Below are 13,043 nucleotides of genomic sequence, written 5' to 3'. Positions count from 1 at the left end.
GGCCCCGGGCGGCGGGGCGGCCGTGACCGGCCTCCCGCGCTCCCAGGGGCCCGCCCGTCGGCGTGCTCCGCGCGCGGCGGCTACCTCCGCTCGTCCTCGATCAGGCCGAACTCCCGCATCAGTTCGCCGATCTCGGTGGCGTCCAGCCGGCGCAGCAGCCGCTTGCGCAGGAACTCCGGCCCCGGGATGTCGAGTTCGGCACCGTCGCGGAGCCGGGTGGTGGCGGCGAGCAGCTTGCGCACGTCATAGGTGGAGTTGAACACCTCGGGCACGCCGCGCTCGACGCCGAGCAGCCGGTAGACGGCCTCCATGCCGGTGCGCACCGAGTACTCGGTGGTGAAGATGCAGTCCCGGGTGGTCTCGGCGAACTGGCCGATGAAGGCGAAGTTGACGGCGCCCTCGGGCACCACGTCCGGCCGGTCGCCCGCGTGCCGGGGCAGGAAGAAGGACGTCACGTACGGCATCATCACCGGCACGCAGCGGGCGGCGTTCGCGGCCAGGTCCGGGATCTCCCCGACCGGTACGCCCAGGTGGTACAGCCACTCCTGGGTGATCTCCTCGCCGGTGCACTCCTGCATCGGCTTCTTCACGAAGTCGCCGGGGCGGTCGACGTACAGCGAGTAGACCCAGGCGACGATCTGATGGGCGGGCTGCTGCTTGAAGTGCGGCTGGCGGTTGACCGTCCAGCTCAGCAGCCAGGAGGAGTCCCGGGCGGTGACGATGCCGCCGGTGACCACGCCGCCGCCGAACGGGTCGCGCTTGGCGACCTTCTGGATGTAGTGCGGGATGCGCGGGTCCAGGGTGGTGACGGTCGCCGACTCCCACTTGCTCTCGGCGATGTTGCCGCAGAACACCTCGGGGCGGCCGAACGCCGGGTCCTTGGCGGCGATCCGGCGCCACAGGTCCCAGGCCGGTGCCGGGCCCTCGTCCAGCCGGGCCGGGGTGTGCTGGTCGCCGTTGTCGGAGTTCTCGGTGAGCGAACCGATGGTGGTGAACACCAGGTCGTCCGGGCCGAGGTCCACGCCGCCCTCCCGGCCGGACTCCCGCCAGTGGATGCGGGTGGCCTGCTTGCGGCCGGGGGCGTCGGCGGTGGCGGGGGAGAGGTCGAAGTCGATGTCGGTGACCTCGACCTCGTAGCGGAACTCCACGCCCTGGTCCATCAGCCAGTGGGTCAGCGGCAGGACCATCGACTCGTACTGGTTGTACTTGGTGAACTTCAGCGCCGACAGGTCCGGCAGGCCGCCGATGTGGTGGATGAAGCGGTGGAGGTAGAGCTTCATCTCCAGCGCGCCGTGCCACTCCTCGAAGGCGAACATGGTGCGCCAGTACAGCCAGAAGTTGCTGTCCAGGAAGTTCCGCGAGAAGACCTCGTCGATCCGCTTGCCCTCCACCTCCTCACGGGTGGCGAGGAAGACGCGGACCAGGTCCTTCTGCGCCTTGTCGTCGAGTGCGAACAGGCCGTCGGTGCGGGCGTCCTGGCCGCGGCGCTCGGTGACCCGCTGGAGCGAGTAGTTGGGGTCGTCCTTGTTCAGCCAGTAGAACTCGTCGAGGACGGAGGCGCCCTCGACCTCCAGCGAGGGCACCGAGCGGAAGAGGTCCCACAGGCACTCCATGTGGTCCTCCAGCTCGCGCCCGCCGCGGACCACGAATCCCCTCTCGGGCTCCTCGATCCCGTCCAGCGCGCCGCCGGCCAGCTTCAGCCGCTCCAGGATCGTGACCCGCTCGCCGGGCACCTGTCCGTCCCGGACCAGGAACGCCGCTCCCGCCAACGCGGCGAGCCCCGACCCCACGAACCACGCCCGCTTGCGCTCGGCTCCCTCGGGCTTCCTCGGCCGGGCGAACGCCTCGTAGTTGCCGCTGCTGTAGTACACGCCCGTGCTCCCTAGAACGTTCGACATCGAACCGCCCGTCGGACGTGCGGATCCCGGCGGGCCGTCTCCATCCACCCACCTGTCGGTGATCTTCGCCTGTTGATTGGGCCGAACGGGTGAGGCGGGGGTGGCGCGAGTGCCCGGTGGGCCGCGTATGGAGTGCGTTGGGAACACCGCCCGGGACGTCAGGAAGCCGTCAAGAAGAGCAGGTCAACGCCGCTACGGCGGTTGGCTGGAGGACGACCGAGGACGCGACCACACGAGGACGGATCATGCACGGCAACGGACGGGACGGGAACGGCGCGATGCCCCGGGTGGTGGTCGGGGTCAGCGGGTCGCTGGGGAGTCTGGCGGCGCTGCACCGCGGTCTGGCCGAGGCCCGCGCCCGGGGCGCCGTGCTGGTGCCGGTGCACGCCTGGGAGCCGCCCGGCGGCGAACACGGCTACCGGCGCTCGCCCTGCCCGCCGCTGCTCGCGGCCGTCCGGGAGGCCGCCGGGCAACGCCTGCGGGACGCCCTCGACGCGGCCTTCGGCGGCGCCGACCCCGGTGTGCCGCTGCGCCCGCTGGTGGTCCGCGGCGAGACCGGACCGGCCCTGGTCGAGATCGCCGACCGGCCGGACGACCTGCTGGTCCTCGGCCGGGCCGGCGGCCCGTTGCACCGCCGGCTGCGGCGCCCGGTGCCCGGCCACTGCGCCCGGCGCGCGGTCTGCCCGGTCCTGACCGTCCCGGCGCCCGCCCTGCTGGACGACCTGCACCGGCTGGAGAAGGCCCACCGCCGGCACCGGCCGTTCGCGCCGGAGGCCGAAGCCCGCGCGGCGCGCGGCTGAGTGGCGCGCGGGCGAGCGGCTACAGGGTGAGCGCGGCCATCCGGCCGCCGCAGCCGGCCGCCCGGCCGTCGAGGTGACGGTCGGCCAGGCAGTTCGGTTTCCGCCCGGCCGCGCCGTTCAGAGCACCGCCGCGCCGAGGGTGATCGAGCCGATCACCACCAGCACCCCGAGCGTGAGGAACCCGTACTCCAGCCCGGCGCGCTCCCGGCCGTCCACCAGGACCTGCCGCGGGTCCGCCGGGTCGTAGCGGACCGGGACGAAGCCGCCGTCGGGCAGCGGGTGGCGGGCGGTGGACGGGACGGGGGAGAAGACCTCGACCACCCGCCCGTCCTCGGTCGCGAACTGGAGCAGCGGCCGCGGCGGCAGCGCGCGCTCCTCCGGCGCCTGGGCGCGGGAGCGGACCAGCGCCCGCGCCGGGACACCGACCCGGCGCAGCCGCCGCAGTTCGCGCAGCCCGACCACCCCGGCGAGGTAGGCGACCACGCCGCCCAGCGCGCCGAACACCACCACGGCGAATCCGGCCGTACCGCCCACCGCGTCTCCCTGCCCGAGCCTGCCCGAGAAGCCCCAGGGCTCCAGTATCACGCCGACGGGCTGCCCCCGGCCCGCCGGGGCGGCGCCCGGGCCCGGGCGCTACAGCGCGTCGAGCGGCACGGCCGGGTCGGCCAGCGCCTTGGTGTCCACCACCCGCCGCGAGCGCACCAGTTCGCGGATCGGGTCGGTGACGTCCCAGACGTTGACGTTCATCCCCGCGAGCACCCGGCCGCCGGACAGCCAGAACGCGATGAACTCGCGGGTGGCCGGGTCGCCGCGGAACACCACCTGGTCGTAGCCGTCCGGCTCGACGTACCCGACGTACTCCGCGCCGAGGTCGTACTGGTCCGTGAAGAAGTACGGAATCCGGTCGTACACCGCGTCCGGCTGTCCGAGCAGGGCGCGGGCGGCGGTCTGCGGCTGGTTGAGGGCGTTGGCCCAGTGCTCGACCCGGATGTGCTTGTCGAACAGCGGGTGGTAGGCGTTGGCGACGTCGCCGGCGGCGTAGACGTCCGGGTCCGAGGTGCGCAGGTGCCGGTCGGTCCTGATGCCGTTGTCGACCTCCAGCCCGGCCGCCTCGGCGAGGCCGGTGGCCGGGGCGATGCCGATGCCGACCACCACCGCGTCGGCCGCCACCGTCGTGCCGTCGGCGAGCCTCACACCGCTCACCGTGCCGCCCTCGCCGGTCAGTTCGGTCACCTTGACGCCGAAGCGCAGGTCCACGCCGTGGTCCCGGTGCAGGTCGGCGAAGACCTGGGCGACCTCCCGGCCGAGCACCCGCAGCAGCGGCAGTTCGAGTGTTTCCAGCACCGTCACCTCCGCGCCCGCCTCGCGGGCCGCGGCCGCCACCTCCAGGCCGATCCAGCCCGCGCCGATCACCGCGATCCGGGCGCCCGGCCGCAGTGCCGCCCGGATCCGGTCGCTGTCCTCGACCCGGCGCAGGGAGAGCACCCCGTCCTGGTCGGCTCCCGGCACCGGCAGTCGGCGCGGCACCGAGCCGGTGGTCAGCAGCAGTTTGGCGTACTCCACCCGGCCGTCGTCGGCGAGCGTCACGGTGTGCCCGGCCGGGTCGATCGCGGCCACCCCGGTGCCCAGCCGCAGCGTGACGTCGTGCTCGGCGTACCACTGCGGCGGGTGGACGTAGATCTTCTCCCGGGGCGACTTGCCCTGGAGGTAGCCCTTGGACAGCGGGGGCCGCTCGTACGGGCGTTCGTGCTCCTCCCCGATCAGGACGATGCCGCCCCGGTAGCCGGCCTCGCGCAGCGCCTCCGCCGCCTTCGCGCCGCCCAGGGACGCCCCGACGATCACGATCGGACGCTCGCGCCCACTGGTGCCCGTGTCGGTCATGTTCGACTCCTCGCTCTCCACCGCGGATCGGGGCCAGCCTGCCGCCGTCCGGGTGGTCTGTCGAGGCCGCGCCGGGCGCGCCGCGCCATGCTCGCCCGTTCGAGTGAACCCAAGACCTCAGGCGGTCATCGCCGCCCTGACCAGCGCGGTGTCGGTGAACTGCTCGAAGCGCACGATCCGGCCGCCGCGCACCGTGAAGCGATGGGCGACCCGGACCGCGAGCGGCTTTCCGGTGTCCTTGTGGACGGCCGTGTAGCGGCCCAGGACCACCACGGTCTCGCCGTCCACCACGTAGTCGTCGTCGTGCGCCGTCCAGTTGTCCCACTCGGCGGCCAGCCGCTCCATCACGTTGGCGGTCACGCCCTTCGGGGTGCGGTAGGTGCCCGCCAGCGGGAAGCCGGCCATCTCGGTCCACTCGACGTCCTCGGCCAGGGTGGCGCGCAGCGCCGCCAGGTCGCCCTGGGCGGACGCCAGGTACTGGCGGCGCACCACGTCGGCGGGGGCGGACGACTCGGCGAAGGCGGAGACGTCCCGGGGGATGTCGATCACGGCCCGCTCACCCCCACGCCATCTCGCCCATGACGACCTTGGTGCCGATGTCCACCGCGATCCGCAGCCCCAGCTTCGGGAACCGCCGCTCCAGCGCCTCCTTGGCGGCCGCGGCGTCCGCGGCCCGGCCGATCTCGGTCTCGAAGGCGCGCAGGTAGGCGCGGGTGTGGTCGACGGCGTTCAGGTCGGTGGGCGCGCCCGCGACCCGGTGGCCGGCCGCCACCCAGGTCGGGTGGAGCGCCTCGATGCCGTCCAACAGGTCGATCCAGGCCGTCCGTTGGGCGGGGGCGGGGGTGTCGGCCGTCCACACGTGGAGGCCCTCGAAGAGCAGCACCCCGCCCAGTACGGCGCGGTGGTGGTGCTGCCAGAGGTAGTGCCGGTCCGGCAGGTGGAAGTCGGCGCCGCGCAGTTCGAAGCGGTGCCCCTCGAAGACCAGCTCGTCCCCGTGCAGCACCTCGGGCCGCACCAGCCGGGTGGGCAGCTCGGGGCCCAGGTGCGCCCAGGCCCGCAGTTTGGCCTCGTACGTCTCCTGGATGTGTTCGACGGTCGAGGCGGTGGCCAGGAAGCGGGCCCTCGGGAAGGCGTCCTGGACCTCCTGGGCGCCGAAGTAGAAGTCGGGATCGCCGTGGCTGACGAACACGGTGGTCAGCCGCTTGCCGCTCGCCGTGATCCGCTCGGCCAGGCGGCGGCCGTCGGAGCGGGTGAACCCGGCGTCCACCAGCAGGGCGTCCTGCGGGCCGGTGACCAGGACGGAGGTCTTGTTGAGCGAGCTGTCGGGGCTGTCGATGATCTCGAAGTCAAGAGCACTCACGTTGGGGGTCCTTCCTCCGGACGGGCGCGCCACGCCGCCAGCATCCGTGCTCGGCCCGGCGTCCGCATCCGGAAGGGCCGCGCCCCGGGCCGGGCACCCCCGGGCCGGGCACCCCCGGCCCGGGGCGGACGCCGTCACCGCGCCGGGCCCAGCCGCAGCACCGCCAGCGCCCCCAGCGCGGTGGCCGCGGCGAGCGGCACCCACAGCGCCCCGGGGCCGACCGCGAGCAGCGCCGTCAGCGCGGCCGGCGCGGCCGCCCGGCCCACCCCCGACGACAGCTCCCAGCGCGCCAGCGCCCGACCGAGCAGGTGCGGCGGGGCGACGGACGCCACCAGCGCCGTCCCCGAGCCGGTGTAGAGGATCTCGCCCAGCGTGTACAGCACCGAGACCGCCGCGATGCCGGCCGCCCCCGACAGGCCCCCCAACGAGCCGGCCGCCCAGAAACCCAGGTACGACACCGCGAGCAGCGCCCCGGAGGCTGCCAGCACGGCACGCCGCGAACGGTCCGCCAGCCGCAGCACCAGGGCCAGTTGCAGGGCGATCACCAGCACCGTGTTGCCGACGAAGATGCCCGACGACCAGGCCGGCGAGGCGTGCAGGTGCAGCACCAGCAGCGCCGGCAGCGCCACCTCCAGCACGTCGAAGCAGAACGCGTACGGCACGTTGGCGAGGCTCAGCAGGCTGATCCGGCGCAGCGGTTCCGCCCTTTCCCGCGGGTCGGCCGGCCGGTCCTGCCTCGGCGCCCGGACCCGCAGCGAGCCCACCAGGCAGGCCGCGCCGAGCGCGGCCGCGCCGGTCACCCCGGCCAGCAGCCGGATCGTGCCCGCCCCGCCGTTCACCGCGAGGGTGGCCAGCAGCGCGCCCGCGCCCATGCCGGCGTTGCGCAGCGACCGCCCGGCGGCCAACGCGGCGTCCCGCAGCCGGCCCTCGGTCAGCGTGCTCACCACCGCCGCGTGGGTGGTCGGCCAGGACTGGCTGCCCACCCCGAACAGCACCGCCGCCGCGGTGAACCCCGGCAGGCCGTCCGCGAGCAGCAGGACGAGGGCACCCGCCGCCCGCAGCACCAGCGTGACGGCGGCGGGCAGGGTCCGGGCACCGCGGTCGATCCAGCGGCCGGTCAGCGGCACCGCCAGCAGGCCCGCCACCATCCCGGCCGAGAGCGCCGGCCCCGCCGCACCGGCGTCCAGGCGCAGCACGCTCACGCCGTACAGCAGCAGGAACGGCCGCAGCAGGCCGCCGCCCACCGCGTCCACCACCAGCGCGACCGCGTAGCGGGGGCCGCCGGCGGCGGTCAGCAGCCCCAGCAGTGCGGACGGGCCCCGGCGGCCGGCGACCGGCACGTGGGCGACGGGCTCGTGGGCGACCGGCTCGGCGGACTTCTCCCGGATCAGGTTCATGGCCGGTACCGTCGGCCCGGCGCGGCCCCTCCGGCACGCGGATTGACGTCAACCGTCAATCCGCGCGGGCCCGGCCGACGGGGGGTGACAGGATCGCCGGTGTGAGCTTGACGATCGACATCACCGGCCTGCCCGACGAGCGGCTGCTCTTCACTCCCTCCCCGCTCGGCGAACTGAACGCCATGCTGCACGTGCTCTCCGAGCCCGCGCACCACCCCGCGCTGCACGGCTGGGCCGGCGCCACCACCGCCGCGATCCCGCCCGAGCTGTCCGAACGGCTGCTGGAGGCCGACTTCCTCTGGCGCTCCTCGCGCGCCGACTTCCTCGTCCCCGGCCTGCCCGGCGCCACCCTCACCGAGGAACTCGACGCCGTCGACCGGATCGACGACGAGCGGTACGTCGCCGCCGCCCTCATCACCACCTGCGGCGCCTCCCGGCTCACCCACCGGATGGGCTCCCCGCTCACCGACCCGGCCGCCAACGAGCGGGCCCGGGAACTCGCCCTCGCCCGCGGCCCCCGGCAGGCCGCCTTCGCCGACCGGCTGCTCGCCGACCCACCGGCCGTCCGGGCCCTGGTCCGGCGGATGCTGGAGGACTGCCGGTCCGCGTTCTTCGCCGACGCCTGGCAGCGCGTCCTGCCCGACCTCGCCGCCGACGCCCGGCGCAAGGCCGACCTGCTCGCCCGCCACGGCCTCGCCGAGGCACTCGCCGGCATCTCGCCCTCCGTCACCCTCGACCAGGGCACGGACGGGCGGCGCCGGATCGTCATCGACAAGCTCCAGGACAACACCACCAGCGGCACCGACGCGGGCGGCGTCACCTTCATCCCCACCGCCTTCGGCCGCCCGCACCTCCTGGTGGTGCACGAGCGCGGCTGGCGGCCCGTCCTCCAGTACCCCGTCGCCGAGACCGGCCTGCCCGAGCCCGTCTCGCTCGCCCTCGTCCAGCAGCGCCTGGAGGCGCTCGCCCACCCCGTCCGGCTGCGCCTCGCCCGCACCATGGCCCGCGGCCCGCACACCACCGGCGAACTCGCCTCCGCCTGGCAGCTCAGCGCCCCGGAGGTGTCCCGGCACCTGGCCGTCCTGCGCAAGGCCGGGCTGCTCACCGCCCGGCGGCGCGGGCGGTACATGCTCTACGAACTCGACCTGGCGGGCAGCGCCCGGCTCGGCTCGGACCTGCTGGAAGCGGTGCTGCGATGAGCGGGAACAGCGCCGGGGAGGTGGACGTTCGTCCGGTCATGAACGACGACGCCGCACCCACCGTCCTGCGCTACGCCGCCTTCGCCACCCGCCCCGAGGGCGGCAACCCGGCCGGCGTGGTGCTCGACGCCACCGGGCTGACCACCGAGCGGATGCTCGCCATCGCCGCGGAGGTCGGGTACTCCGAGACCGCCTTCCTGACCGCCGGCTCCGGCGAGGGCACCTACCGGGTGCGGTACTTCAGCCCGCTCGCCGAGGTGCCGTTCTGCGGGCACGCGACGGTCGGCTCCGCCGTCGCGCTGGCCGAGCGGGTCGGCCCCGGGCGGTACGTGTTCGAGACCGCGGCCGGGGACGTCCCGGTCGAGATCGAGCGCGGGGCCGACGGGCTGCTGCGCGCCACCCTCACCAGCGTCGAACCGAAGGTCGAGGAGGTGTCGGCGGCCGACGTCGAGGAGGCGCTCGCCCTGCTCGGCTGGTCCGCCGCCGACCTCGATCCGGCCCTGCCGCCCCGGGTCGCCTACGCGGGCGCCCGGCACCTGGTCCTGCCGGTCGCCACCCGCGAGCGGCTGGCCCGCCTGGACTACGACTTCGACGGGCTCGCCGCCTACATGCGGGCCCGCGACCTGACCACCCTCCAGCTCGCCTGGCGCGAGGCGCCCGAGGTCTTCCACGTCCGCGACCCGTTCCCGGTCGGCGGCGTGGTCGAGGACCCGGCCACCGGCGCCGCGGCGGCCGCCTTCGGCGCGTACCTGCGGGAACTCGGCGCGGCGCCGGCCCCGGTGGTGCTGACCCTGCGCCAGGGCGACGACCTGGGCCGTCCGGGCGTGCTGCGGGTCGAGCTGCGGACGGAGGACACCCGGGTACGGGTGTCGGGCACGGCCGTGGCGATCGGCTAGGGCCGGACAGGGCCCGGCACCGCGGCGGGCGCGGAAAACCGTTGGCCCCGGTCCGGGGTGGTGGGCCAAGCTGCTGCGATGCAGCGAGCGAGCAACCGGACCGTGACGGTCGATCTCACCTACGGGGACGAGTACTTCGGGCAGCTGGGCCCCTTCGAGGCGGACCTCGGCTGGTGGTCCTCGGTGGACGAGGTGGTCGCGCGGGCCACCGAGCTGGCCGGGGTGCCGGTGCTGGTGGCGCGGCTGGTCGAGGGGCGCAGCGAGGAGCCCGGACACGGTGGGCGGGTCCGGTACCACGCCGAGGCGCTGAGCCGGCCCGCCGCGCCGGCCGCCGGCGCCCCGGACGCCGGGACGGCCGCGCTGCTCGGCCCGGCCGAACGCCGCGCCGCCTGGGCCACCCCGGAGGGGCTGCGGGCCGCCCTGGACTGGGCGCGGGAGGAACTGGCCGCCGCCGGCCGCCCGTTGGCCGCGCCCGCCCGGCAGATCCGGACCTGGAACCTCTCCGGCCTCTTCCGCCTCCCCACCGCGACCGGCGCCGACGCCTGGCTGAAGACCACGACGCCCGCGTTCAACGCCCGGGAGGGCGAGGTGATCGCGCTGCTCGGCGGCGTCGACCGCACGCTCGTGCCGACCGTCCTCGCCGCCGATCCGGCCGGCGGGCGGCTGCTGCTCGACCACGTCCCCGGCGAGGACTGCTGGAACCCGTCGGCCGGGACCGTCGCCGACGTCGTCCCCCGCCTGGTCGCCGCGCAGGCGGCGCTGGCCTCCCGCCCGGGCGACCTGGCCGGCCTGCGCGACCGCACGCCCCGCGCGCTGGCGGCCCAGCTGACGGCCCTGCTGGACCGCCTGCCCGAGGAGACCGACCTGACCGCCGGGGAACGGGACCGGCTGTCCGGCTTCACGGCCGCGCTGCCCGGTCTGCTGGAGCGGCTCGCCGCCTGCGGCCTCCCGGAGACGCTGCTGCACGGTGATTTCCACCCCGGCAACTGGCGCTCCGACGGCGTGGACACGGTGGTCGTCGACTACGCCGACTCCTGCCTGGGCCACCCCGCCCTGGACGGGCTGCGCCCCCGCGCCTACCTCGCCCCGGAGGCCTGGCGCCACCACGCCCGGGTCTGGGCGGAGGCCTGGCGGCGCCACGCTCCCGGCTCCGACCCGGAGCGCGCCCTCGAACTCGCCGAGCCGCTGTACCACGTGTCGTACGCCCTGCGTTACCAGGAGTTCCTGGACCACATCGAGCCGAGCGAACGCCCGTACCACGAGGGGGATCCGGCCGCCGAGCTGCGTGCCGCGCTGGCCTGCGGGGCGGCCGGCAGCCCGACGTAGACTGCCGGGGTGGAACGACCGACGCCGGCCCCCGGGCCCTCCGGGATCGCCGTCCTGCCCGAGCTGCCGTTGCAGGAGCTGGAGTGTTTCTCCGTCCTCGTCCACCAGCTGCACTTCGGGCGGACGGCGCTGCGCCTGGGCGTCTCGCAGGGCCGGGTCTCCCAGCTGATCAAGCGCCTGGAGGGCCGGGTGGGCGCCCCGGTGTTCCGGCGGACCAGCCGCCGGGTCGAACTGACCGAGCTGGGGCGGGCGCTGGCCGAGCAGGTGGTACCGGCCTTCGAGCGGCTCCGGGAGGGCTACGACGCCGCCCGGGCGGGGGCCGCGACGGCCCGGCCGCTGCGGCTGGGTTTCCAGTGCGCGGTGTACGAGCCGGTCGCCCGGGTGGTCGCGAGCCTGCCGGAGGGGACGACGCAGTTGGTCGAACTGCCGTGGGCGGACCCGTTCTCCGACCTCGCCCGCGGTGAGGTGGACCTGGCCATCGTGCTCGCCCCGTGCCGGGAGCCGGGGCTGGAGGTGCTGCTGGAGTTCTCCCGGCAGCCGGTGTTCGTGGCGGTCTCCGCCGCGCGGCGCCTCGACGGTGCGCGGGGCCTGACCGCCGACGAGCTGGCCGAGCTGCCGCTGATCGAGCCGCGTGGTCCGGCGCCCGAGTACTGGCGGGAGGTGAACGCGCCCCGGCGGACGCCGAGCGGGCGGGAGCTGACCTACGCGGCGGGCGCGGCCACCATCCAGGCGGGCCTGTCGATGGTGGCCGGCACCCGTCAGGGCCTGCTGTTGTGCGAGCGCAGCGCCGCGTACGTCCAGCGGCCGGACGTCCGCTTCCTGCCGGTGCCCGAGCTGGAGTTCAGCACGCTGGAGGTGGTTCAGCGGGAGGGGCGGCCGCACCGGCTGACGGGCGAGTTCGTCGAGCGGCTGGCCGGGCACGTCGACTGAGCCGGCGCCGAGCCCGCCGGTCAGGGTCGCCGTCCGGTCAGATCGGGCCAGGCGAGGCCAGGTCAGCCCGCCGTCCGGTCAGGCCCGGTCCGTCCGCCGTCCGGTCAGGCCCGGTCCGCCCGCCGGTCGGGCCGGGAGAACAGGGTGAGCAGCAGCCCGGCGCCGGCCAGGGCGGCCGCGGTGAGCAGTACGGCGTGGTCGCCGGCCCGGTCGACGACCAGTCCGCCGGCCAGCGAGCCGAGCGCGATGCTCGCGTTGAACACGCCCGCCCAGAGGGCCGCCGAGGCCTCGACCCGGGCCGGGTCGGCGAGGCGGAACCAGGTCTGGGTGGAGACCGACACCCCGCCGTACGAGACGCCCCAGAGGACCAGGACGAGCAGGACGGTGACGAGGCCGCCGGTGGCCGACCCGAGCAGCGCGGTGGCGAGGGTGACGCCGGCGAGGGCGAGGGTGACGGCCGTCTTCGGGCGGCGCCCGGACAGCGGGCCGAGGGTGAAGTTCCCGGCGACGCCCGCGAGTCCGTACACCAGCAGGCAGGTGGCGATCGTGCCGGTGCTCAGACCGGCGTCGGCTTCGAGGACCGGGCGGACGTAGGTGTAGCCGGCGAAGTGGCCGAGTACGACGAACGCGGTGATGACGGCTCCGGTGGCGACGCCGCGGTGGCGCAGGACGCCGGCCAGGCCGTCCGGTCGTGCGCGCCGTCGTGCCGGCAGCGGGGGCAGGGTGGAGGCGAGGACGGCGGCGGAGGCCGCGCCGAGCAGGGCGAGTGCCCAGAACGCGGCGCGCCAGTCGAGCAGCGCGGCCAGGTAGGTGCCCAGCGGGACGCCGAGGACGGAGGCGATGGAGACGCCGGAGAAGATCAGCGTCATGGCCAGTGCGAGGCGGGGGCCGTCGGCGAGACGCGGGCCGAGGCTGGCGACCAGGCCCCAGACGATGCCCATGGCGGCGCCGAGCAGGACCCGGCCGACGGCGAGGACGGCGAAGTCCGGGGCCAGCGCCGTCACCGCGTTGGCCAGGCTGAGCAGCAGCATGAAGGCGACCAGGACGGCCTTGCGGTCGCGCGGGCCGACGAGCGCCGGGGCGAAGGGGGAGAGGGCGGCGGCGATCAGGCCGGTGATGGTGAGGGAGAGGCCGGTGGCCCCGTCGGTGACGCCGAGGCTGTGGGACATCGGGGTGAGCAGGCCGACCGGCATCATCTCGGAGGACACCAGGGTGAAGGTGGCGAGGGCGACGGCGAGGACCGGGAACCAGCGGTGGGCGGTGGGTGGACCGGCCGGTGGGTCGAGGTCTTCGGGGGTCCGCGGGTGGGGGGCCGCAGCGGTTTCCGCGTTTGTCATGCGACCCAGCTCACCAGCC

At 75.3% G+C, this 13,043-nt stretch carries 12 protein-coding genes; 5 read left to right on the top strand and 7 right to left on the bottom strand.

The annotated features are described in order from the left end of the window. Nucleotides 1-80: 80 nt before the first annotated feature. Entirely contained in the window at nt 81-1,871 is a 1,791-nt protein-coding gene (locus ACFRMQ_RS27510; protein ID WP_380733342.1) for an oleate hydratase, read from the bottom strand. 272 nt (nt 1,872-2,143) lie between these two features. On the opposite strand from ACFRMQ_RS27510, the gene ACFRMQ_RS27505 reads away from it, so the two are divergent. Then, the gene (locus ACFRMQ_RS27505) at nt 2,144-2,698 is read left to right on the top strand and encodes a universal stress protein (protein WP_380733341.1); all 555 of its coding nucleotides are present in this window, start codon (nt 2,144-2,146) and stop codon (nt 2,696-2,698) included. 117 nt (nt 2,699-2,815) lie between these two features. Here ACFRMQ_RS27505 and ACFRMQ_RS27500 read toward each other — a convergent pair whose 3' ends face one another. The 5 genes from ACFRMQ_RS27500 to ACFRMQ_RS27480 form a co-directional block, all read right to left on the bottom strand. Beyond that, nucleotides 2,816-3,283, bottom strand: a complete 468-nt coding sequence (locus ACFRMQ_RS27500) for a DUF3592 domain-containing protein (protein ID WP_380733340.1) — start codon at nt 3,281-3,283, stop codon at nt 2,816-2,818. A gap of 48 nt (nt 3,284-3,331) precedes the next feature. Beyond that, complete coding sequence (locus tag ACFRMQ_RS27495) at nt 3,332-4,579, bottom strand: NAD(P)/FAD-dependent oxidoreductase (RefSeq protein ID WP_380733339.1); 1,248 nt, start codon at nt 4,577-4,579, stop codon at nt 3,332-3,334. A gap of 117 nt (nt 4,580-4,696) precedes the next feature. Further along, nucleotides 4,697-5,128, bottom strand: coding sequence for a nuclear transport factor 2 family protein (locus ACFRMQ_RS27490; RefSeq protein WP_380733338.1), 432 nt, complete (start codon nt 5,126-5,128; stop codon nt 4,697-4,699). Nucleotides 5,129-5,135: 7 nt separating this feature from the next. Continuing rightward, the gene (locus ACFRMQ_RS27485) at nt 5,136-5,939 is read right to left on the bottom strand and encodes an MBL fold metallo-hydrolase (RefSeq protein WP_380733337.1); all 804 of its coding nucleotides are present in this window, start codon (nt 5,937-5,939) and stop codon (nt 5,136-5,138) included. 134 nt (nt 5,940-6,073) lie between these two features. Beyond that, a complete protein-coding gene (locus tag ACFRMQ_RS27480) occupies nt 6,074-7,336 on the bottom strand; it encodes an MFS transporter (RefSeq protein ID WP_380733336.1) in 1,263 nt (420 codons plus the stop codon). A gap of 101 nt (nt 7,337-7,437) precedes the next feature. Here ACFRMQ_RS27480 and ACFRMQ_RS27475 point away from each other — a divergent pair, with 101 nt between their 5' ends. From ACFRMQ_RS27475 to ACFRMQ_RS27460, 4 genes are all read left to right on the top strand, one after another. Beyond that, the gene (locus ACFRMQ_RS27475; RefSeq protein ID WP_380733335.1) at nt 7,438-8,535 is read left to right on the top strand and encodes a DUF5937 family protein; all 1,098 of its coding nucleotides are present in this window, start codon (nt 7,438-7,440) and stop codon (nt 8,533-8,535) included. 38 nt (nt 8,536-8,573) lie between these two features. Further along, nucleotides 8,574-9,431 carry a PhzF family phenazine biosynthesis protein gene (locus tag ACFRMQ_RS27470; protein WP_380733343.1) on the top strand — a complete coding sequence of 286 codons (858 nt, stop codon included), beginning with the start codon at nt 8,574-8,576 and terminating at the stop codon, nt 9,429-9,431. Nucleotides 9,432-9,509: 78 nt separating this feature from the next. Further along, complete coding sequence (locus ACFRMQ_RS27465) at nt 9,510-10,757, top strand: phosphotransferase family protein (protein ID WP_380733334.1); 1,248 nt, start codon at nt 9,510-9,512, stop codon at nt 10,755-10,757. 9 nt (nt 10,758-10,766) lie between these two features. After that, nucleotides 10,767-11,687, top strand: a complete 921-nt coding sequence (locus tag ACFRMQ_RS27460) for a LysR family transcriptional regulator (RefSeq protein WP_380733333.1) — start codon at nt 10,767-10,769, stop codon at nt 11,685-11,687. Between the two features lie 104 nt (nt 11,688-11,791). Here the strand turns inward: ACFRMQ_RS27460 and ACFRMQ_RS27455 are convergent, their stop codons facing one another. Further along, nucleotides 11,792-13,024 carry an MFS transporter gene (locus ACFRMQ_RS27455; RefSeq protein ID WP_380733332.1) on the bottom strand — a complete coding sequence of 411 codons (1,233 nt, stop codon included), beginning with the start codon at nt 13,022-13,024 and terminating at the stop codon, nt 11,792-11,794. Between the last annotated feature and the right edge of the window lie 19 nt (nt 13,025-13,043).

This window comes from Kitasatospora sp. NPDC056783 (assembly GCF_042789895.1).
GTDB lineage: Bacteria > Actinomycetota > Actinomycetes > Streptomycetales > Streptomycetaceae > Kitasatospora.
This window is presented reverse-complemented; position numbering and strand designations above follow the sequence as displayed.